This is a genomic window from Candidatus Cyanaurora vandensis (genome assembly GCF_013285555.1).
Taxonomy (GTDB): domain Bacteria; phylum Cyanobacteriota; class Cyanobacteriia; order Gloeobacterales; family Anthocerotibacteraceae; genus Cyanaurora; species Cyanaurora vandensis.
The window spans coordinates 1-22,966 of the sequence record NZ_JAAXLT010000089.1 but is presented as its reverse complement, the minus strand read 5'-3'; the positions used below and the strand labels follow the sequence as shown (position 1 = coordinate 22,966).

At 54.4% G+C, this 22,966-nt stretch carries 25 protein-coding genes and 1 tRNA gene; 12 read left to right on the top strand and 14 right to left on the bottom strand.

Annotation, left to right across the window (positions count from 1 at the left end; genetic code table 11):
* Positions 1–743 precede the first annotated feature (743 nt).
* Positions 744–1,349, bottom strand: coding sequence for a hypothetical protein (locus tag HFM78_RS05720; RefSeq protein WP_287128463.1), 606 nt, complete (start codon positions 1,347–1,349; stop codon positions 744–746).
* Positions 1,350–1,676: 327 nt separating this feature from the next.
* Here HFM78_RS05720 and HFM78_RS05715 point away from each other — a divergent pair, with 327 nt between their 5' ends.
* Positions 1,677–2,366 (top strand): Bax inhibitor-1/YccA family protein, encoded by a 690-nt coding sequence (locus HFM78_RS05715; protein WP_287128462.1) that lies wholly within the window; start codon positions 1,677–1,679, stop codon positions 2,364–2,366.
* Between the two features lie 51 nt (positions 2,367–2,417).
* Here HFM78_RS05715 and HFM78_RS05710 read toward each other — a convergent pair whose 3' ends face one another.
* On the bottom strand, positions 2,418–4,202 hold the full coding sequence (locus tag HFM78_RS05710) for an ABC transporter ATP-binding protein (RefSeq protein ID WP_287128461.1): 1,785 nt from the start codon (positions 4,200–4,202) through the stop codon (positions 2,418–2,420).
* A gap of 85 nt (positions 4,203–4,287) precedes the next feature.
* Between HFM78_RS05710 and HFM78_RS05705 the strand changes: the two genes are divergently transcribed.
* Genes HFM78_RS05705 through HFM78_RS05695 form a run of 3 tightly spaced genes read left to right on the top strand, consistent with a single transcriptional unit; the run spans position 4,288 to position 5,890 of the window.
* Entirely contained in the window at positions 4,288–4,467 is a 180-nt protein-coding gene (locus HFM78_RS05705; protein ID WP_287128460.1) for a hypothetical protein, read from the top strand.
* Complete coding sequence (locus HFM78_RS05700) at positions 4,464–5,249, top strand: ABC transporter permease (RefSeq protein ID WP_287128459.1); 786 nt, start codon at positions 4,464–4,466, stop codon at positions 5,247–5,249. Before HFM78_RS05705 ends, HFM78_RS05700 begins: the two co-directional genes overlap by 4 nt.
* On the top strand, positions 5,249–5,890 hold the full coding sequence (locus tag HFM78_RS05695) for a YqiA/YcfP family alpha/beta fold hydrolase (protein WP_287128458.1): 642 nt from the start codon (positions 5,249–5,251) through the stop codon (positions 5,888–5,890). Before HFM78_RS05700 ends, HFM78_RS05695 begins: the two co-directional genes overlap by 1 nt.
* On the opposite strand, the gene HFM78_RS05690 is transcribed toward HFM78_RS05695, so the two are convergent.
* The 4 genes from HFM78_RS05690 to thrB form a co-directional block, all read right to left on the bottom strand.
* Positions 5,826–6,305 carry a hypothetical protein gene (locus HFM78_RS05690; RefSeq protein WP_287128457.1) on the bottom strand — a complete coding sequence of 160 codons (480 nt, stop codon included), beginning with the start codon at positions 6,303–6,305 and terminating at the stop codon, positions 5,826–5,828. The two genes, HFM78_RS05695 and HFM78_RS05690, sit on opposite strands and share 65 nt — an antisense overlap.
* Positions 6,302–7,036, bottom strand: coding sequence for a Tic22 family protein (locus tag HFM78_RS05685; RefSeq protein WP_287128456.1), 735 nt, complete (start codon positions 7,034–7,036; stop codon positions 6,302–6,304). Before HFM78_RS05685 ends, HFM78_RS05690 begins: the two co-directional genes overlap by 4 nt.
* Before the next feature lie 96 nt (positions 7,037–7,132).
* On the bottom strand, positions 7,133–8,497 hold the full coding sequence (locus tag HFM78_RS05680; RefSeq protein WP_287128455.1) for a hypothetical protein: 1,365 nt from the start codon (positions 8,495–8,497) through the stop codon (positions 7,133–7,135).
* Positions 8,498–8,567: 70 nt separating this feature from the next.
* Positions 8,568–9,467 (bottom strand): homoserine kinase, encoded by a 900-nt coding sequence (gene thrB / locus HFM78_RS05675; RefSeq protein ID WP_287128454.1) that lies wholly within the window; start codon positions 9,465–9,467, stop codon positions 8,568–8,570.
* A gap of 51 nt (positions 9,468–9,518) precedes the next feature.
* Between thrB and HFM78_RS05670 the strand changes: the two genes are divergently transcribed.
* The 3 genes from HFM78_RS05670 to ndhO all read left to right on the top strand — a co-directional run bounded on the left by HFM78_RS05670 (position 9,519) and on the right by ndhO (position 10,113).
* Positions 9,519–9,594 (top strand) — tRNA-Ala (locus HFM78_RS05670).
* A gap of 29 nt (positions 9,595–9,623) precedes the next feature.
* Complete coding sequence (locus HFM78_RS05665; RefSeq protein WP_287128453.1) at positions 9,624–9,851, top strand: hypothetical protein; 228 nt, start codon at positions 9,624–9,626, stop codon at positions 9,849–9,851.
* A gap of 34 nt (positions 9,852–9,885) precedes the next feature.
* Positions 9,886–10,113 carry an NAD(P)H-quinone oxidoreductase subunit O gene (gene ndhO, locus HFM78_RS05660; RefSeq protein WP_287128452.1) on the top strand — a complete coding sequence of 76 codons (228 nt, stop codon included), beginning with the start codon at positions 9,886–9,888 and terminating at the stop codon, positions 10,111–10,113.
* Positions 10,114–10,158: 45 nt separating this feature from the next.
* On the opposite strand, the gene HFM78_RS05655 is transcribed toward ndhO, so the two are convergent.
* The 5 genes from HFM78_RS05655 to HFM78_RS05635 all read right to left on the bottom strand — a co-directional run bounded on the left by HFM78_RS05655 (position 10,159) and on the right by HFM78_RS05635 (position 14,696).
* Positions 10,159–10,953 carry a sulfite exporter TauE/SafE family protein gene (locus tag HFM78_RS05655; RefSeq protein WP_287128451.1) on the bottom strand — a complete coding sequence of 265 codons (795 nt, stop codon included), beginning with the start codon at positions 10,951–10,953 and terminating at the stop codon, positions 10,159–10,161.
* Positions 10,954–11,168: 215 nt separating this feature from the next.
* Positions 11,169–11,396 carry a hypothetical protein gene (locus HFM78_RS05650; RefSeq protein ID WP_287128450.1) on the bottom strand — a complete coding sequence of 76 codons (228 nt, stop codon included), beginning with the start codon at positions 11,394–11,396 and terminating at the stop codon, positions 11,169–11,171.
* Between the two features lie 12 nt (positions 11,397–11,408).
* Entirely contained in the window at positions 11,409–12,761 is a 1,353-nt protein-coding gene (locus tag HFM78_RS05645) for a peptidylprolyl isomerase (protein ID WP_287128449.1), read from the bottom strand.
* A 35-nt stretch (positions 12,762–12,796) separates the two neighbouring features.
* Positions 12,797–13,564, bottom strand: a complete 768-nt coding sequence (xth, locus tag HFM78_RS05640) for an exodeoxyribonuclease III (protein WP_287128448.1) — start codon at positions 13,562–13,564, stop codon at positions 12,797–12,799.
* Positions 13,565–13,625: 61 nt separating this feature from the next.
* Complete coding sequence (locus tag HFM78_RS05635; RefSeq protein ID WP_287128447.1) at positions 13,626–14,696, bottom strand: RNA polymerase sigma factor, RpoD/SigA family; 1,071 nt, start codon at positions 14,694–14,696, stop codon at positions 13,626–13,628.
* A gap of 351 nt (positions 14,697–15,047) precedes the next feature.
* On the opposite strand from HFM78_RS05635, the gene HFM78_RS05630 reads away from it, so the two are divergent.
* The 5 genes from HFM78_RS05630 (at position 15,048) to murF (ending at position 20,484) form a co-directional block, all read left to right on the top strand.
* Positions 15,048–16,823, top strand: coding sequence for a PrsW family intramembrane metalloprotease (locus HFM78_RS05630; protein ID WP_287128446.1), 1,776 nt, complete (start codon positions 15,048–15,050; stop codon positions 16,821–16,823).
* A gap of 54 nt (positions 16,824–16,877) precedes the next feature.
* Positions 16,878–17,546 (top strand): HAD family hydrolase, encoded by a 669-nt coding sequence (locus HFM78_RS05625; protein ID WP_287128445.1) that lies wholly within the window; start codon positions 16,878–16,880, stop codon positions 17,544–17,546.
* 61 nt (positions 17,547–17,607) lie between these two features.
* Positions 17,608–17,871, top strand: a complete 264-nt coding sequence (locus HFM78_RS05620) for a hypothetical protein (protein WP_287128444.1) — start codon at positions 17,608–17,610, stop codon at positions 17,869–17,871.
* A gap of 109 nt (positions 17,872–17,980) precedes the next feature.
* Positions 17,981–19,156 (top strand): FtsW/RodA/SpoVE family cell cycle protein, encoded by a 1,176-nt coding sequence (locus HFM78_RS05615; protein WP_287128443.1) that lies wholly within the window; start codon positions 17,981–17,983, stop codon positions 19,154–19,156.
* A complete protein-coding gene (gene murF / locus HFM78_RS05610) occupies positions 19,153–20,484 on the top strand; it encodes a UDP-N-acetylmuramoyl-tripeptide--D-alanyl-D-alanine ligase (RefSeq protein ID WP_287128442.1) in 1,332 nt (443 codons plus the stop codon). The genes HFM78_RS05615 and murF overlap by 4 nt, the downstream gene beginning before the upstream one ends.
* Positions 20,485–20,689: 205 nt before the next feature.
* Here the strand turns inward: murF and HFM78_RS05605 are convergent, their stop codons facing one another.
* From HFM78_RS05605 to HFM78_RS05595, 3 genes are all read right to left on the bottom strand, one after another.
* Complete coding sequence (locus tag HFM78_RS05605) at positions 20,690–20,851, bottom strand: DUF1328 domain-containing protein (protein WP_287128441.1); 162 nt, start codon at positions 20,849–20,851, stop codon at positions 20,690–20,692.
* A 120-nt stretch (positions 20,852–20,971) separates the two neighbouring features.
* A complete protein-coding gene (locus HFM78_RS05600; RefSeq protein ID WP_287128440.1) occupies positions 20,972–22,015 on the bottom strand; it encodes a fatty acid desaturase in 1,044 nt (347 codons plus the stop codon).
* 67 nt (positions 22,016–22,082) lie between these two features.
* A complete protein-coding gene (locus HFM78_RS05595) occupies positions 22,083–22,595 on the bottom strand; it encodes a photosystem I assembly protein Ycf3 (RefSeq protein WP_287128439.1) in 513 nt (170 codons plus the stop codon).
* Between the last annotated feature and the right edge of the window lie 371 nt (positions 22,596–22,966).

Genomic DNA, 22,966 nt, shown 5'->3' with positions numbered 1-22,966 from the left:
GGGTTTCTGCCCTGGGGCATCCTGGGGGTGGGTGTGTTGAACGTAATCCTGGCTTTAGTGCTGCGTTGATGTTGGTTTTGCGCGGTGGAGATAGTGGTTGGCATTGCATTCAACAGCCTGTGAGGGTTAGGAACCTTAGGTTCCACCCTCGCACTCCTGCCGACCTGTGGGGGGCCGTGCGCGGCCCCCCACACCCCCCGCAACTAAAGATCTTCACGAGCACGAGAAATTAACTGATCCGGTTCAATTGCTATTTGAATAGTTCAACTGTTTCAGGACTTACGCAAAGCGACGGGTGATGATAGCCTATGTATCGTCAGAACCCTGGCTGAGACTTCTTGCCAAGCACCGGTTACCCACAGTGCTGACTAAAGCTGATGGCATCTTTACGCAATCGTAAAAGATTGGGTAAGTATTCTTGAAGTACTCCCTCAGTCGGAAACCAGCTTGGGTAGCACATTTGGTCAGCAACAATAATCAATAAATTAGGGGGTATTTGAGTTTGACCATAGGCTGATTGGAGTAGTGCAGCAGCGGTCAACGAGAATGAAGTAGTAAGGAAGGCTCGACGATTAATGTTCATTTCCGAACTCAAGTAACTCGATAACTTAAGAATACAGAGCAGGAAAAAATATACGGTGGTATAAAGTCAGCACTCCCCTAGACAAAGTGAGAAAAAGTGATCTTATGGCAATAAAAAAACTACCCCCCAAGCGGAGGGCGGTTTTAATTTTTTAGAACGCTTAGTTGCGGACGGTGAAAGGCGATTGGACGCGCAACTCGACGGGATTGCTGGGGCTGACGACGACTACTTGGGGTGCAGTCACGTTCCCGACCCCCGCGCCAACAGCGGCTCCGGCTAGCGTCCCGCCTAGGCTCACGCCTCCAGTCAAGGCGCCGATTAAGGCTCCACCTGCCGCGCCGAGGGCTGCATCTCCGGCAATAGCCCCGGCTCCATACTCGCGGGGGTCCTTCTCATCGCGGATGACTTTGGTACTGGCCTGGAGCGGATAGGAGCGGCCCCGGACCCGGATTGAGTCAGCGACAAATTTCAGCCCACCCTTGACAGGTTTGAAGGTGCCCCGGACTTCACTACCCTCGGGGATCGCTAGGTTGCCGTTGGCATCGTAGACATCTTCGGTACTCAGTAAGGAAGCCGAACGGGATTTACCGGGGTCTAGATACAGCGTGTCATCCCCTTCTTCAGTGGAGGCTGCCACGGGGATAATCGTCCCTGAACTGACACGGGCAATCCCGACATTAAATTCACGGTTCTGGGCCAAAACGGGAGTGAAACTGCCTAGGGCAACCAGACCCGCCAGGATCGCTGAAGACAAAGGATTACGCATGATTATTCTCCAAACAGGGTGGGAAGGTTCTAGTTGTCGCTTCAAACCTAAGGCATTTGGCTGAAGCTCACATCAGACAAGAGAGGGAGAAACGCTTGATTCATTCTCTGACGCCTAAAACCAAGATAAGGTTTAGTGATACTCGGCTACCAGGACCCGCAACGTAGAGGATGATGCGGCAGCAACCCTTGTCAAAGCCAGATTACTCTGCTAGAAGAACGTCACTCCGGCAAGTTGTGTAAAATCCCCCTTTTGACTGAATAGTAGTCTTGTATACAACTAAAACATAGTGTTAAAATAAGTGAACGTGTACCCAAGAGTCAAATCATGTACGACCTCCGCGACCGTACAACCTTTGATAACAATCTTCAGCAACGGGTCAACAACCTACCCACGGCCTTCGCGGGGATGGGTGTGGCCCTGGGTTTGACCGGGGCTGTCTCCTGGTGGGCAGCGACAAATATTCCGGGGATTGGGGGGTGGTTTTGGCCCCTCTTGATTGTCCAGTTTGGCTTGCTGTTTGCGATTAGCTCGGTGCGCTCTTGGGCGCGGGAAGCTGAAGGCTTATCGCTGGTCCTCCTCTTTGTCTATGCCGGGATTACGGGTCTGGTGCTCGCGCCCGTGGCGAACCTGTATCTGGCTAGCAGCGTCGGTCAAGAGATTGTCTTCAAGGCGTTGGGCTCAGCGGCAGCGGCCTTTGGTGCAGCAGCGATCTATGGTTGGACGACCAAGCGTGACCTCAGTAATTGGGGGAGCATCCTGTTCATGGCGGTGATTGGTCTTTTCATCTCTAGCCTGTTGAACGTGTTCTTCTTCCAGTCCACCTGGACCCAGCTATTTATCTCGGGGGCCTCGGTGCTGATCTTCACCGCCTTCACTGCCTATGACCTGAACATGGCAAAGGAAAACCGTTTTAACCAGACAGCGGGTCAGATTGCCTTGGGTCTATACCTCAACTTCCTGAACCTGTTCCTGGCCTTCCTCCAAATCTTTGGGTTGGGCGGACGCGACGACTAGTGAATCGAGTTTCGGTGGGGGCACAGTCTCGGGGCTGTGCCCTTTTTTTGTCTATACCCGGTAGCCCTCGGCTTGAAGCGTAAAGAGTTCGGCGTAACGACCCCCCAAGGCGACGAGTTCTTGATGGGTGCCCTGTTCCTGGATGCGACCGCTCTCTAGCACCAAAATTCGGTCGGCAGTGATGACGGTAGAGAAACGGTGCGAGATCAACAGGGCAATCCGGTTTTGGCGTAGGTCCTTGAATTTGCGGAAGACCTCGTGTTCGGCGCGGGCATCAAGGGCAGCGGTGGGTTCGTCGAGGACTAAGACTGGGGCATTGCGCATGTAGGCGCGGGCGAGGGCGATCTTCTGCCACTGTCCGCCGGAGAGGTCCTGGCCTTCCCGGAACCATTTACCTAGCATCGTTTCGTAGCCTTGGCCCAGCCCGGTGATGAGTTGGGTCGCTCCGCCCTGGTCCGCCGCCGCTTCAATCCGCTCCAGATCCCCAATCGCGCTGACCCGCCCGTAGCCGATGTTGTCACGGGCAGTGGCATGATAGCGCACGAAATCCTGGAAGACCACCCCGATGATTTCCTGGAGTTGCTGGGGATCGTATTCTTTCAGGTCACGGCCTTCGAGGAGGATGCGCCCGGTGGTGGGTTCATAGAGCCGACAGAGTAGTTTTACTAGCGTTGTTTTTCCAGACCCGTTCTCGCCGACCAAGGCCACGGTCTGACCAGGACTGAGGTGGAAGCTCACGCCATCAAGGACCATTTTGGAGCTACCGGGATATTGGAAACTGACTTCATCAAAGACAATTCCTTGACTGAGGGGTAGGGCGAGCGGGGCGGGTTCGGCGGGAGCAATCAGCTTGGGTTGTAGGTCCAGATAGGTGAATAGGTCATCAATAAAGAGGAAATTCTGATAGATCTTGGCCCCGTTCTCCAAGAGACCCTGAATCTGTTGGTTGAGCTGGAGGACACTCCCCGCATACAACGTCAAGTCGCCCACGGTGAGTTGACCCCGCACTGCTAGCCAGACTAAGTAACCGTAGAGGACCGCATAGCCCGTCGAGGACACCATGTTTGAGAGGACACGGGCAGTACCTTTTTGAATGGCGAGGTTGCGGGTTTCGCGGTGGACTGTCGCGAAGAGGTCCTGAAAACTTTGGATCAGATGGGGACCCAGGGCGAAGAGTTTGACTTCTTTTGCCGCTTGGTCCGTGCCCAGTAGGTTGCGGATGTAGCTCATCTGACGAGCTTCCGGGGTCCGGGCACGGGCAAGTAAGTAGCCGGAGCGGGCAAAGCGCACGGTGGTAATTAAGACAGGCACCGAGGTCAGGAGTAATACGGGCAACACATAGAATCCCAAGCGGGTCAACAATACCCCCAGAGCCAGACAACCAATCACTCCCTGGACAATCCCCAACACCTGAAACAACAAGCTCAAAGGCCGATAGCCCGCCTCCCGTTGTGCCCGTTGTAGTGCGTCATAAAAGGTCGGGTCCTCGAAGTAGGACAGGTCTAGACTGTTGGCCTTCATCAAAATTCGTTCATTAATCTGGAAGGTCAATTTCTCCCCGAAGACCTCCTGCAAAATACTGTTACTGGTCTGGACCACCGCCAACAACACCAAGAGGACCAGTTCTAGTCCAACCAACCCTAGGGCTTGATTCACCGCAGCTGGTGAGCCCTGGGTCTGGACCACCAAATCAATGATTAATTTGCCCACCCACAACTGGAGCGAGGGCAAAATACCCCCCAGTAACGACAGGCCAAAGAGGGTAGTACAGGCGAGGGGGCCACTCTGCCACAACAACCCCGCGATCCGTTGCAAACGCTTCAGTATCAAATCCATGACTTCAGCGTGGCACAGCGCACCCATCTGAGGCGACTAGCCAATCTGCCAGGGTATCGTGAGAGAGTATTCTCGAACATCAGCGATGCAACAGGGCTTACTCCTAGCTGTAATTGGGGCATCCTTGGGCTTATCGGCTCTTGTGAAGTACATCTTGCCTCAGTGGATCACGGGGTACACTACCGGAGGGCTATGGGCCATCCTCCTCGGCCCGGTCCTGTTGATTGCCTTTGTCCTTGTTCTTCGTCAAAGGAAAACACCATGAATCCAGGCCGGGTCCTGGCGATTGCCGAAAATGCCTTCAAAGAGACGATCCGCGAACGGACGCTCTTCATCGTCCTCTTCTTCTTGCTGCTCTTGATCGCGGGGAACTACCTCCTGCCGTTTCTGGCGGCGGCGGAGGGCTACCGGGTGGTGTTGGATGCCAGTTTAGCGACGATCCATCTTTTTTCTTTAGTCATCGCTGTTTTTATTGGGACCAGTTTGATTGGTCGCGAGATTGAGAAACGGACGATCTTTACCCTGATCGCCAAACCCGTCAGCCGGGGAGAATTTTTGTTGGGTAAACATCTGGGCTTGGCGGCGGTTTTGGGCGTATTGCTCGTCCTGATGACCGTCAGTGCCTTCCTGGTCTATTCAGTGAACCAGTTTGCTTCTATTTACGCATTCCCGCTGGGGAGTATCGCGCTGGCGGTGCTTTTCAGTTATCTGGAACTGCTCCTACTGGTAGCAGCGGCTCTATTTTTTAGCAGTTTTACTAGCCCAATCTTGGCGGCGTTGTTGACATTTTCGTTGTATCTTGCGGGGCATTTCAGCCAGAGTCTCTTGCAGTTAGGAGCGATTAGTAAAAATGAATTTATCCAGCAAGTGACGCGGGTTATATATGTGATCCTACCTGACTTGGAGCGGTTGAATTTACGCAATGGTGCAGCCTATGGTCTCATTCCGCCAGCTTCGGAGCTCTGGGGGGCACTGGGGTACGGGTTAATTTACACGGTGCTATTGCTGAGTGCAGCCCAAGCCATCTTCAACCGCCGTGAACTTTGATGCGTTACCTCTATCTCCACGGTCTGGCCTCTGGGCCAAGTTCGAGTAAGGGCCGTTATTTTGCCCAGTTATTGCAGGACTTGGGACAGGAATTAAGCTGCCCGGATCTGAACTGGCCCGAGTTTCAGACGATGACTTTAACTAGCCAACTCCAGCGGGTACAGCAGGAATTAGGCCAGGACCCCGGACCCGTCACCCTCTTGGGTTCGAGCTTGGGTGGTTTGGTGGCGGTGCTGACAGCGATTCAGGACTCCCGCATCGTCCGGTTGTGTCTGATGGCTCCGGCCCTGGGATTCTTGGCAAGCTGGTCTGAACAGTTGGGTCCCGTCATCCTCACCCAGTGGCAGCAGACGGGCTATCTCCCGCTCTACCACTATGCCTACCAACGCCAAATGGAACTGGGCTATGCCATCATCCCCGACAGTGCCCAGTACAACGAAGAGAAGTTGACCCGTCCCCTACCGATTCTGATCTTTCATGGGCGGCGCGACGCGGTTGTATCTTTTGCGGTGAGTAGCCAATTTGCCAAAACCCGCCCCTGGGTCCAGCTAGAGCTGCTAGAGAGTGACCATCAACTCACGGACGTGCTGGCGTATCTGGGGTCAACATTTGTGCAGTGGCTTGATAGTTCCCCTGTTTAGCACCCTGGTGACACTGGGTACAACTCTGGGTGTTGAGGGGACGCGGCAGGACGACCTTGGGATGGAGGGCACGGAAGTAACGGGACTCCGACAGGTAATAGGGGATGGCCTCGCCTTCTTTGAGGGTGCGTGAGTAGTCCTTGAGGTATAGGTAAATCAATTGCCGCTCCAGACTGCCAATCTCGGGTAAGTTCTTCCCATAGTGATTGCTCTGGCTGAGCAGAGTGCGCCAAGTCTGACTGGGGAAAGTCTCCGGTGGTAGGGCTAAATGGCAACTGTTACAACGCTGGACATATTGCTCCTGACCCAACACATACTTCGGCGGTAAGGGTCCGGGTTCCACCTGAGCTAGGGCTTGAGTCAACCAAAATGTCCCCCCCGCAACTAGGGCAAGCCCCAACCCAGTCCACTTCATTTGGCGGGAGCCGGGTTAATCTTTTTGGCGTACTGGAGACTGGCGGTCGGGGCAACCAGCACGATCTGGTCAGCTTCAGCGGGTTTTTGAATCTTGAGCATCCCATCAAACAGGTTTTGGAAGGGAGCCGCACTGATCCGGGTTGCCTGGGCCAGCTTGGGATTCGATTTTTTGAGCGTGGCGAAGAACTGTTTAGCGTCGTCCTCATCAAAGAAATACAACTGGCTAGGACTGCCCTTGCCGTCACGCCGGACACTGATGACTTGACTACCCTTAAGGTCGGTGAGGGCGAACACAGGGACACCGGGGAAGGTCTTGACTTCCTTACTCATCTGTTTGGCTAGGGTCAAGGCATAGTCCATCGAAGGCTTGTGGGGCACGATATCCACCCGGACTGGCGGCTTTTTGTCCTTCTGGTCCTCGGCGAACTGGAGGGCAAGACTCAGGGGGAGTGCCCGCAGTTGGACGGTCTTGGCAAGTTTGGGGTCGGAGCGTTTGAGGAGGTTCTGGAAGTTCTCCGCCTCCTGGGGCTGCAAGAAAAAAGTGGCGTACTGGGCCTTACTAGGGTCATTCTTGGGCGAGACCAAGATCGGACTGCCCTTTTCATTGATCAGGGCGAAAACTGGGATCTGGCTCAGCCGATTGACGACATCTTTGCGCTCTAGGGCCAAGACCGACGTGCTTAGGGTAACGGCAAGGGTGAGACCAACCAAGGAAAGTTGCCGTTTCAAGGGCGCGACTCCAACCGTGCATCCAGGTTATTTTAGCCCATCTAACGAACGGGTACTGAGACCGGATTATTGAATGGGCTACAGGCAGAGGACTGTTTAGACAAATTCTCCCTGGCTCTTGCTGTAGGTCTTACCACCCAGCTTGCCCTGCGCCACCAGAGATTTGATCGCACCATCAAGACCGTTGACCCGCTCTGAAAAATTGGCTGCACCAATTCTAATCAAGCGGTCATAGGCTCCATCTTTATCACCCACGAAATCATTCAGAATTTCACGGACAGTGGCGAACTTAGAACGTCCTTGATGAAAGATATCCACGATCACTAGACACACCCGGTCGCTCACCCCATCCAGAGCTAATTTGCTGTCATAGAGTTTCAGCGCGGTCTTGATATGGTCAACCCCACAACTCACCTGAAGCTCCTGGATTGCCTTATGCTGGTCAATCAGATGGACAAACTTAGCCGCCTGTACCACCTCTACATCGTCCACCCGGTCTAAAGAAGGGTTCAAGTAGGCCATCAACTGACCTAGCTCACCTTTACTGTTGGGAACCTCCAGAGAGACGGTGTTACCATTAACAATTTGATGAATAATCCCCCCCACCAAAGTAAGGTCTGGAAAGTACGACTGACCGAGAGGGGTGCTGAGAACTTTACGGAAAAACTTGACGAAATCACCATTGGCAACATGAGCGGCATACTGCAAGAAACCAATTGTGAACCGCGCCCGGTCATAGGTATTCAGACAATGGAAGAGACCGCCTGCACTCTCAACCTTAGTAATCGGCAGGATGAAAAAAGCCCAAAAGCCAAACTTCTCCACCCAATCCTCAGGCTGATAACGGACTGCACCTGAACTCTCAATATTCCTCAAGCCAAAGAGCGTGACACCGGGTCTAGGTCTAAAGGAGACACGCTTACCCACAAAGAACTGTGTACTCCCATTCACCTGAGCAAAGAAAGAACTGCCAGAACTCCTCACTGTGACCTGGATAGCCGGACTGCTGACAACAAGCATGATATTTGCTTCGGAGCTAGTGTCAGCAGAAGCCAGTTGAAAAGTTCCTGGAAAGGGAAAGTCACCGTCGGTGATATCATCGAGGACAGCCCGTAACTTAGCTGCTTCATTGTCCGTAATGAACTTTTGCAAAGCAGTATTGTCACACATGAGGTAGACATCCCCATTGGCACAAAGTCTAAGCCAAGTACTAGTTACCTCAGCAAGTTCCATGGATACCACTGGTAGGGCAGTATCTTGACCCACATCAGTAGCGGACTTAAAGGTACCGGGTACGGGAAAGCCACTCAAGCGCACCTGGGCAAGGGCCACTTCTAGAGCTTGGGTTTCATGACCAGTTTCAAATTTTTGGATTGCAGTCAGACCACCGGGGGTCCCACCATCCATAAGATAAACATTACCACTACCAAAAACTTTTAACCAAGTACTCGTTATAGCCATGGTTGTTCCTTTGATTACTAGTTTGAAGAACAAAATCTACTACATAACCCCGAAGAATTTGTAGGAGGACTCATTCTTCTCCCTTATACACCCTTACTCCCACTCTGTCAACTTCCCAAAAATGGGCCTCTGCCCGTACCCCGAAACCCGCCCAAGCTTCGACTAAAGCCCCACCTACTTGCTGAGCCAACACCGGAGCACACAAGGCGAGAACCGTGGGTCCCGCGCCACTCAACACCAAGCCGTAGGCCCCCTGGGACTGGGCGACTTGGGCTAGTTCCACCAAACCTGGGACCAGCTTTTGACGGTAGGGTTCGTGTAGGCGGTCCTGCAGAGCCAATTCCAGCCAGTCCGTGCGCCCCTGACTGAGAGCCAGTACCAACAATCCCACCCGCGTACTGTTGAAAAGAGCATCCCCACGAGACACGACCCTAGGCAACACCGCCCGTGCCGCCTGGGTACTGAGTTGAAAATCCGGGACCACGACCACAGGAACCACCGTCTCAGGCCAAGGCACCGCTGCACAGACTACCTCCCCAGCCACCAAACTCAACTGACAGCCGCCCAAGAGAGCCGGGGCGACATTGTCCGGGTGGCCTTCCAACGCCGTCGCTGCTGCCAAGAGCTCTGCCCGGTCCCAGGGTTGCCCCAGCCATTCATTCGCCGCCACCAACCCCCCGACAATGGCAGTCGCGGAACTGCCCAAGCCCCGCGCCAAGGGGACCACTGCCCTAATCCCCAGCCGCACCGGGGGAATAGGTTGACCTAACACGGTAAATAGGTGGGCGAAGCTCCGGTAGGCCAGATTCTCTGCTGTCGTATCTAGGGGTGTCCCAGTTAAGGACCGGATTTCCAGATGGGTCGCGCTGGCAAAGCGAAACTCGTTGTAGCAAGCCAGGGCCACCCCGAGGCAGTCAAAGCCTGGACCCAGATTAGCCGAAGTCGCCGAAACCGTAACGTTGATATCCATGGAGACATTGACACTTTTTTTGTATTGTGACACGATAAGAAGTCGGTACAAGGGGCCATAGCTCAGTTGGTAGAGCGCTTGAATGGCATTCAAGAGGTCAGCGGTTCGACCCCGCTTGGCTCCACCACCCCTGACCGTACCAGGACACCGCTAGCCATGCGCCAAGTCTGGGACAAGATTTTGATGCTGAATCTGCTGTTTTTAGCCGCTTCCTTTCTATGGTTCGTGGTTCTGGTTTTGGGACAGTATTTATTTAGGACTGATTGGGGCTGGGTTACGTTTTATCGAGCTTGGACCTGGGTGATTAACCCGTCTTTAGGAATTTTCTTTGTCGGGGTGCTCGTCAGTTTTATCCAGAGTAAGTTGCCCCGTTCCACGCCCTGACCGGGCTTAAAATAACAAAAACGAGGGTCCAGTCATGGCAATTAAAAAAGGCAGTTTTGTGATGGTGGCGAGTCCCGAGGCCCTGGCCGGGGATACCTCCTTAGCGAGCGATACCCGCTGGCCCAAGTACCTCTTCACTACCCCCGGCGAAGTTCTGGATGTAAGGGGCGACCATGCCTATATTTCCTTTGGGGCCGTCCCGACCCCCCCGGTTTGGCTACCCGTCGCCGCCCTAGCTGAGCAACCGTCGGAGAAAAAATAAAAGGCCGGGGTTAATCCCGGCCTCTAGAAATTCAACGCTAGCTACTTAAGCTTTGTTTACCAACTGCCAACCCACCGTAACCAGGATTGAGTAGAGGGCGAACTGTAGGGCAGGTTTGGGGGTGAGGGTACAGAGCTTTGCACCTACCAGGACTCCGGGCACTGTGCCGAGCCAGATTGGGAAGACTAGACTCCAGTTCACCGTACCTAGACTCCAGTGCCCGACCGCCGTAAAAATGAGCAAGATAGCAGCTTGAACAATGTCTGTGCCCACCAATTTCTGGGGGTCAAGGCGGAAGAAAGCAATCAGGGCCAAGGCAAATAAGGAACCGGAACCCACACTCGTTAGACCCACGGCAGAACCGAGGACTGCCCCAATCGCCATTGCCGCAATGCGTCCCTGCTGAGTCTTGAGGTCAATCTTGGGCATCTCGATTAATTTAATGCCCTTAGCAAAGGTTTTGATAAACATCGTGGCTAGGGCTGAGACCGCCACAATCAGGATCACAAAGCCGACGAAGCGAATCATCAGCCCGTCCAGATTGACCATCCCTTGAGCTTTGGCATAGTGCAAAAAAGCAATTCCTAAAAAAGAACCGGGCACGCTGCCGAGGGCCAGCCACTTGACGATTTCGAGGTCAACAGTTTCTTGCTGCCAATGCTTATAGCCGCCTACGACCTTCATCAAAGTGGCGGAAACTATGTCAGAGCCAATGGCAATCGAACCGGGGACGTTGAAGAAGAGGATCAACAGGGGGGTCATCAGGGCTGCCCCACCAACACCCGTTAGACCAACCAGTACACCGACAAAGAAACTCGCCAACGATAACGTGAAATCCATGATGTGCAGTCCGTGAGAGGGAGATTACAAAGCGTGCCCACGCCTTGACTTGCTTACAAAGATAGCATGGATATTTGTACTCTGCGTATAATTTTTTTGCAATTGTGTCGCCAGTCACCGGGGATCGCTCTAGAATTTTCTCAGACCCTGATCCCAGCCCGTCCACAGCAAAAACCCTCCAAATGGAGGGCAAATAGCGACCATTAGGCGTGAAGCTAGAAGTCTTTCTTGCTCATATCTTCACTGAGTTGAATTACTTCCATCATGCTGAAACGCCAAGTCCCCGAGGGCGCATCTAAGGGAAATCCCTGGGGGCCGATGATGAAGTAGGAGGTGGGGTCGGTTTGGTCTTTTTCGACGCGCAGCCCCCGGGCTTTCAGGTTGCGGGCCGCCTGTCGCAGCAGTCGTTCCAAGATGTCTGACATAATGGATAACACTATCACCCTTTGGCTCCCTCAGGGGACTCGGGCGACCTTTGTATTCTTGGCACTAGCGGCATTGACGAGACGGGGCATACCGATGGGTAAACAACGTAGTTCTAGTTCACCTTTGGCGATATTGTCCACATTCAAGGTGGTAGCGGTGTAATCAAAGAGTCTGACGGTGGTGTATTTCGCCGTGGCGCAGTTGAGCAGGGTAGCCTTTTTGATAAGATCACCCACCTGGAGCTTACGAACTTCTTTGAGCCCGCCCGTTAAGTAGCCGAAGACCCCGTACTTACCATCCTCAATATTGGAACCGGGTGGGTTGAGTTCCGGGTCCACAAAGGATAAGAAGAACTGGGAAGAAGCCGAGTCGGGTTGGTCGGCGACCCGCGCCATCGCCAGAGTCCCCGGCGGGGTAAAGGGTAAGGCGGGGATTTCCTTGGTGGGGAGCGGTTGACTATAGATGAAGGGGGCTTCTACGTCCTGGGCGGCGTACTTCTCGTAGATTAGCTTCAGTTCTTCCCGTAAACGAATTGGGTCAAGCTCATAACGGTCCAGGGCATAGCGTACCTCCCGCCGCACCACTGGGACCACTTGGGGGGTCCGTGAGGCACGGGCCGTTCGTAACTCCAGGGGAACCCGGCGTACTTGTCCGGTGGACGTTTCTACAAAGCCCCCTTGACCATCGCCCTTGGAGTCGCCCATCTGAATCAAGAAGTTCTTCTCCGCCCGTCCGATCCGCATATTGTCATAGAATCCCCGCTGCACCAAGTCCAGCACATTCCCCGCCGTGACCGGAGCGTTGAAGCCATCGAGCAATACGGTGAACTTCCCTCGGTTGGTGTCGAACTCCACCAGTGCCCAACCGCCCTTAAGTAGGGGCCGCTTCTGGTACTGGGAGTCCACTTGGGGTTCGTGTTCCGCTAAGAGTGCCAACAAAACCCGGTCGTAGGACCAAAACATCTTGCCCGTCTCAATCAGTCCCTTCGCTTGGTCACGTTTATAGATGGTGTCTTCAACGCTACGCATACTGTTTCGCAAATCTTGCAGGGCTTTACGGGTTGCCTCTTTACTTGACGGTGGGGCTTGGTCCACGATGCCAGGGCTATTGCGTCCGACGACTTCTAGGGCATAGGTGAGTGCACCCTTGCCATCTTCCCATTCGCGGTCATCTACGTGTTCTTTAACGTGGTAGAGCCCCTGTTCTACTTCCCAGGTCAAGAGACCCGTGGGAGGTAAGGCGTTGCGGAGGGCTAACTCACCATCTTTAAACTGGTTCTGGGAGGGTAGGTCCTTAAAAGCGAATTCGTTCTTTTTGCTACTGCCACAGCCGACCAGTAGACCCATCAGCACCAACGGCACAACCTGTAACCCAAGTTTCATAAAAACCGCCTAACCCTGTCCCCATTCTGCCATTCTCAGTCGCTAAAGCGAGCCACCACCGGCGTGTGGTCCGAAGGCCTCGCCAATTGGCGCGGTTCTGGGTCAATCCAAGCCTTGAGACAGCGTTTTGCCAAGCTCGGGGTGGTCCAGATATGGTCAATCCGCAGCCCCCGGTTGCGCCGGAAAGAACCCTGGCGGTAATCCCACCAACTGAACTGCTGCACCGTCGGGTTGAGCAAACGAAAGGTATCCACCAGTCCCCAAGCCTGGATTAACGCCAAAGCTTCACGTTCCACCGGATGAAAACCCACCTGATTCATCATCGCGGCAACATCATAGACATCTAAAGCTTCCGGGCAAATATTAAAATCCCCACACAACAGGAGTGGCAACTGGGGGTCATAGCCCGCCAGAAACTCCCTAAGAGCCGCCAACCACCCCAACTTGTACTGGAACTTATCGGAATTCACGTCCCCGCCATTGGGAATGTAGACATTTAGGATCTGAATCCCCCGCACGGTTGCGCCAATCAACCGGCGGTGCCCAAGCAGTTCATCGTAGGGTAAACCGCCGTGGACCCCGGTGAGGGGTTCCTTGGAGAGAATCGCGACCCCGTTGTAGCTTTTTTGTCCACTGGTGACGACCATGTAACCCAATTCCTGAAAGACTGCATAGGGGAATCTTTCATCAGGGACTTTGGTTTCCTGGAGACAGACCACGGTGGGTTGGTGGGCCTGGAGCCAATTCAAGAGGAGGGGGAGTCTCGCTCCGACTGAGTTCACGTTCCAACTGACAATATCCATACTTTTAGAATAAGCGCGTTTCCGGTCCAAAAAAACCGCCAGTTTCCTGGCGGTCTTGGGGTTATTCGAGGGCTTCTAGATAGTCTTTGATCCGCAGACGACGTTTGGGCTGCCGTAGCTTCTGGAAAGCCTTAGTCTCAATTTGGCGGACCCGTTCGCGGGAGAGGTCCAGAATTTGACCAATCTCCGACAGGGAATAGGTCCGTCCATCCACCAAGCCGTAGCGCATTCTGAGAACATCCCGCTCTCGGCTGTTGAGGGTCTGGAGTAACCCTTCCATGTCCCGCTCTAGAGCTTCGCGGGTGACGGCTTGCTCGGGGGTTTGGGCCTCCGATTCCAGAAGTTCACCAAGTTCAGTATCTTTGTCCTTGCCCACTTTCGTGTCTAGGGAAACGGCACGGGGGACCCGGCTCAGGAGATCACGCACCTCAACCATATCCATCTCAACATTTTGGGCAATCTCCGCTAATGTCGCTGTCCGCCCGAGGGTCTGAGAGAGCCGACGCTGAGCTTTCTTGATCCGGTTGAGTTTCTCAGTAACGTGGACGGGGAGTCGGATGGTCCGCGATTGAGTAGCAATGGCGCGGGTGATCCCTTGACGAATCCACCAGTAGGCGTAGGTACTGAACCGATAACCTTTGGTCGGGTCAAACTTCTCCACCGCCCGCTCTAGCCCCAGGGTCCCTTCTTGTACCAGATCCAGCAGCTCTAAACCCCGGTTCTGATATTTCTTCGCCACCGAGACGACCAGCCGTAAGTTGGCCTCGGTCATCTTCTTTTTAGCCCGTGTGCCCACGGTAATCTCACGGCCCACGATGCTCCAAGGGCGGTCTGTCAACTCAGCCCATTCTTCGAGAGTGAGGGTCCGGCCCTGCTGTTTTTCTTCTTGAGCTTTGGCATGGATCATGCTCATGTAGTGCTGGACTTGACGCGCTAACTCCACTTCTTCATCCCGCTTGAGCAGGGGTACTTTACCAATTTCTTGGAGGTAGAGACGGACTAAGTCCGTGGAGGAACTCTCGCGGCCCGTGCGCCGGGTGGTCTCCATTTCCACCTGAATCCCGTCCTCAAGCCCGAGGTCTTCAGGTCCACTCAACGTCCCTTCGTCCGACATCATTCTGTTCACATCCATTCTGCTCACCTCTTCCCGACGTTCGGTAATTTCAGCCCCATGTGCCAGTTCTTCTCTGCCAGCAACCACAGTCTGTGTGGTAAAATCCTGCACAAGGGTCCGCTTCTGTTCCCTTAAACACTTAGACGCTACGGACCCTCAAAAAGTTTCTCTCCAAAGTAGGTGAGATGACTGACAGCGTAGGTTGTTGACATTTTGTGCGCCAGACTCAACTTTATTGTTACCCATGTATCAATTGTACAACCCCTGACTAAAGGCTTAAACATGCAAACGTTAACTCTTTCTTAAGAGCTACGGGACTGAGTGGACTATCGCTTAGCTACAATCAAGGGGTCGTAGGGGGTCTGCCCGATGAACTTGCAGAGTCTGGGCTTGGTCAGTGCAGCGGTCGCGCCAGCGGTAGTCCTTCTCGGCGGGGTAGCTCTCAGACCCCGCTATCCCTACTGGTCTCAACCGGGTTTAGTCCTGCTGGGCTTGGTCGGCGGTTGTCTGGCAGCGGCGGCGGCTTTGGGCCTGGAGACCCTCTTGACGATGCGGCCCTGGGAGATTGCGAACTTGGGCGGTTTGGCGTTTTTTACTCTGGCAGGGGTGGGCTTGGTCGAGGAGGGGACAAAGTTTTTAGCCCTGCGCGGATTATTGTGGTTGTCCATTCACGAGAGCTACGACGGGATTATCCTCGCAACCGCTGTGGGTCTGGGTTTCGGTGGGATTGAGAATGTCAGCTATGTCCTGGACATGGGTTATGACGTGGCCTTGGCGCGAGCCTTCACCGCTGTACCACTACACGGGATGTTGGGCGTGATTTTGGGGTTCTACCTGGGTCAGGCGAGAGTCTGGGAACAGTTGCATGGACGGACCCACTGGGGCCTACTGGGGTTGGGGCTGGGAACAGCGGTGCTGGGCCATGGAGTCTACGATTTTTTAGCCTTCCAGAGTAGCCCAGTAGCAGAGTCCCTGTTGTGGGGGGGCCTGGTGGGGCTGGTGGTCTGGAGTTGGCGGTTAATTGTTTTAAGCCGGAGTTGGTCGCCGAGTTGGGGGGGAGCGGATTCACCTTTTGCCGAGGCTTTTTATGTGGCGCCCCGCTTAGTGCCCCGTTCGGCTTGGCGGGCTGGGCTTTTGGGGTTAATCCCAGGGTTGGGGCAGTGGTACAACGGCGAAGGGCAAAAGGCGGGTTACTTGGCCCTCGCCGGGGTCCTCAACGGTCTACTTTTTGTTGGCCTGTGGTGGTTGGTGGCGGACCCGCAGACGGCTTTGTTGACATTGCTGGGCTGGGGTTTATTGCTTGGCCCCCAGCCGGGGGAGTTTATCCTGGCTCTCCAGCAAAGCCCGGTCCTGATTATTGTCGGGATGTTGATGGTGAGTTTGAGTCTGTTGGGGGCGGTAGATGCCTTTTGGGTTGCTCGCAATAATCGTTTTGACTATCTCCAAGCCCCGGCCCTGCGCGTCCGTTGGCTGGAGTCCTTGGCCCTAGCCTATGGGGGTCATTTACTTGCCCTTCTCCTACTAGTACTCGTCCCGATTCTGGGCGGTGGGGGCGGGCGGGGTCAAGACCAAGCCTCCGGCAGTCCGCCGCCCCTCGTCTTTGATCTCGTCAGTGAACCGACGGCCCTCCTCGGGCACGACAATCGTCCAGCGGGCCAGCCCCAGGGCCAAGACCGTCAGAATCGTGCCGCCCGCCCGGAAGTGAAAGCTCCCGCCACCGACCCCGCCCTCGGTCTACAAACCAAACCCCAACCGGGCGAAGCTGCCCAGACGGCCCAGGGCGTGCCCCATTCCTATAACGACTACATTTCTGGGGAATTGCGCCGCGCCCAGGACCAGTACGACATTTATTTCTCGCGTTTGCTGCCGGGTGAGTACACCGTAGTTCAATATCGGATTAGCTCGACGGGTGAAGTCTATGATGTCCAAGTGCTAGCGGAACATACCAACGCTCCACCCCAGGTCGCCCAACTCGCTATCGAGGATATTCTCCGCCTCAATCCACTCCTACCCCCACCGACCCAGGGCCGCGAAGTCGTCGTGACGGAGCTATTTTGGCGGTATGAGCAGGTCGGCACACCGGAGAGTCTGGAGGACCAGTTGAGTCGTCTGTCCGATGGTCGGCGCATTGAAGTACAGGAGTAGGGCCTTGGCATCGCTCTTGGTCTGGGGGATACTGACGATGCATTGGGAAACCGCATGGCTCCACCTTGGCCCCTAGTCATTTTTGATTTCGATGGTACTTTGATGGACACCGAGGCGGGGATCGTCTGGGCCATGGGGCAGACCGTCCAAACCCTAGATCTACCACCGACCCTAAAAGAAACTTGGCGCGGGATGATTGGTCTCTCCTTAGAGACCCAGGCCCAACTGCTATTACCCAACGCAACCGCCGCCGAGCGTATCGCGCTACAAACTACCTATCGAGATTTCTATGGTCAAGTGCTGACCCAGGCTCCCACGCCGTTTCCAGGAGCGGAGGCTCTGTTACTTGAACTGATCGGGGCGGGGCTAAAGCTTGCCATTGCCTCCAGTAAACGCCAGTGGGCCATTCTCAAAATTTTGGACCAATTGGGTTGGACCGTCCCGATTGCGCCCATCATCACCCCCACCGAGGTCGCCCGTCCTAAGCCTGATCCTGAATCAGTCCAGCGCATCCTCACTTACCACGAACTCCCCGCTACGGCGGCTATCCTGGTCGGCGATGCGATTTTTGATATGCAGACGGCGCGTAATGCGGGCATCCATGCTTGCGGCGTGGGTTGGGGCGTACATACCAAGACGGAACTCCTCGCCCATGGCGCGGACCACTGGGTCGCCGATTTTGCAGCCCTGGGTCGTTTACTGCTGAGGAAAACTTCACCCTAAGTTCATGTCTGCTAATCCCGTGCGTCTTAGGATAAAACCGATGCTCCCTGTGCTGTCGGCGATGTTCATTTTAGATCCTGCCCAGGTCAAACCCTGCTACGTGAACCACGAAGATAAACTTGAAGCGGGCATCCGAGTCTACGGTAAAGCTTTTCGGATGCTGGCGAATTATCAGCCCAGCCAACTCAAAAATGCCATTACCCACTGTCGTGCCTGTCTCGATAACCATGCCCTGAGTATTGTCGTCAAAAATCCATCCCCAGCGGGTTATACAGTCTGGTTGCAGTCTGCTGAGCGTGTGGGCGAAGCAGCGCGGACGGCTTAGACCTCTAGCTGTAGTGTAATAGAGCTGGTTAACCCTATATTTACCTAACTTAGCGAAGGAATCCGGCTATAATGCTTGCGGCACACGGTTTTCCTTGGCCCCAATTCCTATGAATATACCGACCTTACGACCTACGACTCCGCTCACGGTTAATAGCATCACGAGTTGGGCACCCGAGGCCCCGGTTTTGCGGGTGATGATTTATGTGTGGCTAGTTTTTGGACTGGTGGTCTTGTATTCGGCATCATTGCCCCAGGGTCTGCGGGAGTTTAAGGACCCTACCCATTTTTTTATGTTGCAACTGCTCTGGGTCACGTTGGGGGTGGGCGTTTTTGAAACCGTTATCCGCACACCTTTGGTCTATTGGTGGCGAGGGAGTCCGTTTCTCTTTGGGACAGTTTTTTTGGCGGTCCTAGCGACCCAGTGGGTGGGGGTAGAACTCAATGGCGCGGACCGTTGGCTGGCTCTGGGTCCGGTCAGTCTTCAGCCCTCGGAATTCGCTAAACCGCTACTCGTTTTACAGACAGCCTGGGTAATTGACCGCTGGTCCCAACTCCGGCCTCCGGCCCAATTTTTTTGGGGACTGGCTCTGGTGGCAATGATTGGGGCGGTTTATACCCAACCCAGCTTGAGTATGGCTCTCTTAATGGCGGTGGTCCTCTGGTTGATGGCCTTTGCTGGGGGGTTCCCGTTGGTCTATTTGGTGGGAAGCGTGGGGGCAGCGGTGGCAGTGATTGCTCTCAAGGTAAGTACCACGGCTTACCAGATGAAGCGATTGACCTCCTACTTAGACCCTTTTGCGCCAAACCAGATCCAAGGGGCGGGCTATCAAGTGGTCCAGAGTCTCCTCGCTATTGGCTCAGGAGGTTGGTGGGGGGTGGGTTTTGGCTTATCGGCGCAGAAAGTTAGCTTTTTGCCCTATCCCTATTCAGATTTTATCTTTGCGGTTTTTGCTGAGGAATTTGGGCTGGTGGGCGTGGTGGGGTTCTTGGCATTTTTAACGGTGTTTGCTCTAGTCGGTCTGCGCTTAAGTACCCGGTTCTCGGCAGCCCGTCCGGTCCGGTTATTGGCTTTTGGTTGCACGATGATGCTGGTAGTCCAGAGTTTGATGCACATCGGGGTGGTGACGGGTCTCTTGCCCCCGACGGGAATGCCCCTGCCCTTAGTGAGCTATGGGGGGAGTGCGATTTGGGCGGCTCTGATTACCTGTGGCCTGTTGGTCCGGGCGGCTCGTGAAGCCGGGATGGTCCGTTTAGATGTAGCTCCGGTCCAGCGTGGACGATGAGAATTAGTTTTGCAGCGTTAATTGCTTGTGTAGGGGGCCAGTGGTCTGGAGGGGTGGCTCCCGGTGAACTGGTGGGGGTCAGTACCGATACGCGTACCCTCCAACCGGGCGAACTTTTTGTGCCCCTGATTGGCGAACGGTACGACGGTCATGATTATTTGGGTTTGGCCCTGGAGCGGGGAGCGGGCTGTGTCCTCTCGGCGCGGCCCACGGACCTGCCCCATCTGCGGGTGAGCGATACCCTCGGGGCTTATCAGCAGTTGGCCCGGTGGTGGCGGGAACATTTTCAAGGGCCCGTAATTGGGGTCACGGGTTCAGCGGGTAAGACGACAACTAAGGAACTGATTGCCCAGGTCCTCGGTCCCTTTATTCTCAAAACCCCTGCCAATGAGAACAACGACATCGGGGTGGCGCGGACCCTCCTCAGTCTAGAACCGACCCACCGAGCGGTGGTGGTGGAGATGGCAATGCGCGGGCCGGGGGAGATTTTGCGGCTGGCCCAGACGGCCCGTCCGACGGTCGGGGTGATTACTAATGTGGGCTTGGCCCATGTGGGGCGGTTGGGTTCTCCCCAGGCGATTGCGCGGGCGAAATGTGAACTACTCATCGGTCTGGAGCCTGACGGGATCGCGGTTCTTAATGGGGAGGATGAACTCCTGTTGCAAACTGCTGCTGAGGTCTGGTCCGGGAAAACCTTGACCTATGGCTTCACAGAAAATACCTACTTAGCTGGCGAACTCCACCACCGGGGACTGACCTTTACCCTACCGTTGCCCGGTCGCCATCAAGCTCTCAACTTCCTAGCGGCCCTGACGGTGGCGGAAGCTCTGGGGTACAAACTGGCGGACCTCTCCTCCTTGCCCGCGCTGGTCCTCCCCGGTGGACGTTTACGCATTCTGACCTTACCCCAGGGCATCACCTTAGTAGATGAGACCTACAATGCAGCACCAGAAGCGGTTCTGGCCTGTCTAGACTGGTTGGCTGAGTATCAAGGCGGTCGGCGGCTGGCGGTCTTGGGGATGATGGGGGAGTTGGGAGATTTTGCTTTACCTCTGCATCGGACAATGGGGGAGCGGGTGCGTGATTTACGGCTGGACGGGCTTTTTCTGTATGGTAATGGACCCGAAATCACCGCGCTTGCTCAAGCTGCCTACCCAGTACCGAGCCAGGTTCACGCTGAACTCGCTACTCTTGCTTATGCGATTACAAAAGACCTGCAACCAGACGACCGAGTTTTATTTAAAGCCTCCCGCGCTGTCGCCCTAGAACGAATTTTTCCATTATTGGCTAAGCTTCCATTACAAGAACTGGGTGCTGAGCGTGTTTAAACTTTGAGCCTTGACCCATTGGTAGAAATCCTCCAGCAAGATAGAAGGAGCGTGGAGAACCAGCCCGCTCTATTGAAGATAGGTCAGAACGGTGGGACAAGAGAGTTGGCAGTTGGCCTGTTGCCGCTAGCATAAAATCTGCTCCCACAGTTAGTAGGAGCAGGGCAAATGCCATCTCCAGGAGACGATCGAAGCTGTGCATCATCTAGACGGGGCGACGGCCCGTGATGAAGGTAAACGCAGCCAGAACTAAGGCACCAACAATCAAAAACCACGCCACACTTTTAAGAGCCGAGACGACCCCGCCCAAACCCAAAAGTGCCGCAATAATCATCAAAACCACCACGGTCCACAGCAGACTCAGCATTGTTTTATCCTTGCGTTACATAACACAAAGATAGGACCTACCCTGATCCCCTACATCCTCCCTCCTACATAACCTCCTAGGTAGATTGGGGCAGAACTTCTATGTCCTTAGAGCAAGTAACTACTCATCTTTGAACGGTAGGTAGCCGCCCTGTCCATCATGGAGATGACAACGAGTGATGATGTGTTGCATTAAAGGCCAGGAAAATTCAGTCTCATGCATATAGCTGGCCCAATGTTCCTTGAGGGCATGATGGACAGGACGCAGGTTGTAGTGGGGAATGCCCGTACTGATGTGATGGGGGATATGGACATTGATGTCATGACACATAAACTCGACCCAGGCTGGGTAACGACAATGCACTGTCGAGAATAGCTGACCCACCACCGGGTTCCACTGTTCTTCTTGGTAAAAAGGAATCGGCTCCACCGTGTGGTGGACCAGCGTGAAGGTACTCATCCAGAAGTGATAGACCAAAAAAGGCATCAACCATAGGTTCAAGACCGCCCAAGCTCCTCCAAACCACCACAGTAACGGGAAAAAAACCATAGCAAAGGCAACCACGACGCCGACGGAAAACTGCATATCCTGCCGGTCCCGGCCTTCTTTGTAAAGTCCTGGCGAAAAGTGTAAAGCAATCCAATGTCCAATTGAGGCCGTCCACCAACCCCAGGTACGGGCGGTGCGATAAAAAATTTGATACCAGCGTGGGGCCTGTTGAAATTCCTCAACGGAAAGGGGCGTCCAGGCGTTATCCCAGGCGAGGTTGTTGGTGTAACGGTGGTGCTGGTCGTGCTTAATGCGCCAACTGTGGAACGGGTACAAAATCGGCAACAGGACTAAGTGACCGATGAAATCATTGACCCGGCGACTATCGGCAAAGGAGCGGTGGGCACAGTCATGGGCAATCACAAAAAAACCCGTCAGAGCCGTCCCCGTAAAAAGCCAAAGCACCGGGAACAACCAACCCCAAGGATTAAGAACGAGACTGGCATACCCCACTGCCACCAAGAAGATATTTGTGACCAAACTGAACATCGCCTTACGCGGGTTCTTCTGAAAATACTGCTTCGGGATTGTCCGCAGTATGTCTTGGAGCGTTGCTGTCCGCTGGAGTTCTTCGACACGCGGATCGGGACGGGCAACGTCAAACGCAAAAACCATGTTCACTCCCTCTTGCACCATAAAACTTCACAAAACCCCAGACTTTACCCAGGTTAACAGCAAGACTTCAATACAGTTCAGCCCGTCCGGTATTTTTGAGCCAGTTCTGGGCCTCAATATAGTTGTTGGGAGCGATGCGGACGGCCTTGATCCACATCTGGGCCGCTTGGTCATACCAGGGTTCTGCCTCGTCCTCCTTGCTTTCTTCATCCAGCTTACGGGCGAACTCGTAATAGATAACCGCACAGTTATTCATGGCGGAGATATTGCGTGGATTGACCTCTAGGCACTGGTTGTAGTATTCGAGGGCCTGTTCGAGTTCGCCGTTGGCCTGCTTGATGAGACCGATGTTGTACATGATATAGGAACGGTCAATCGGGTTCTCTTCGAGCTTGAGGGATTCCTCATAATTCTCTAGGGCCTCCGCGTAGTCCCCGTCGCCCTGGGCTGACATGCCATCACGGTAGTAGGCAAAGGCCTCGCGCTCCTGTTCCTTAACGGGCATCATTTTCAGGATCATGTCCGCCATGACGGTGAAGGATTTGTCAATGAAGTTGTCATTACGTTGACTACGTGGCACAGCCCGACTCCAACATTTTTCTAAGTTTGGCACTTCTGCCGCCAAAAAGGTAGCATCAGGGACCAAGCTCAGCCGTGGACCTCAACACAGTCAGGGCTTACCTAAGAGCCATCGGCCTAGCAGGGTGCTTCAGTTGCTGCATCAACTACCCACAGCATAGCCCCTGCTTGACTTGATAGATGGTTTGGCCTGTGCGATGGGCGACCTCTTTAAGCCCTACATAATAGGCCAACTATAGCAAACCTAATTGAGAGCAAAAAGATTCCTGTACTCATCTAGCTTCGCAAAGCTGAATTCACCCATAGTCGCTCCTAACTCAAAAACACCCTTGACCATCTTGAAAGATTTGCACAAATGCCAGCAATCTCGCC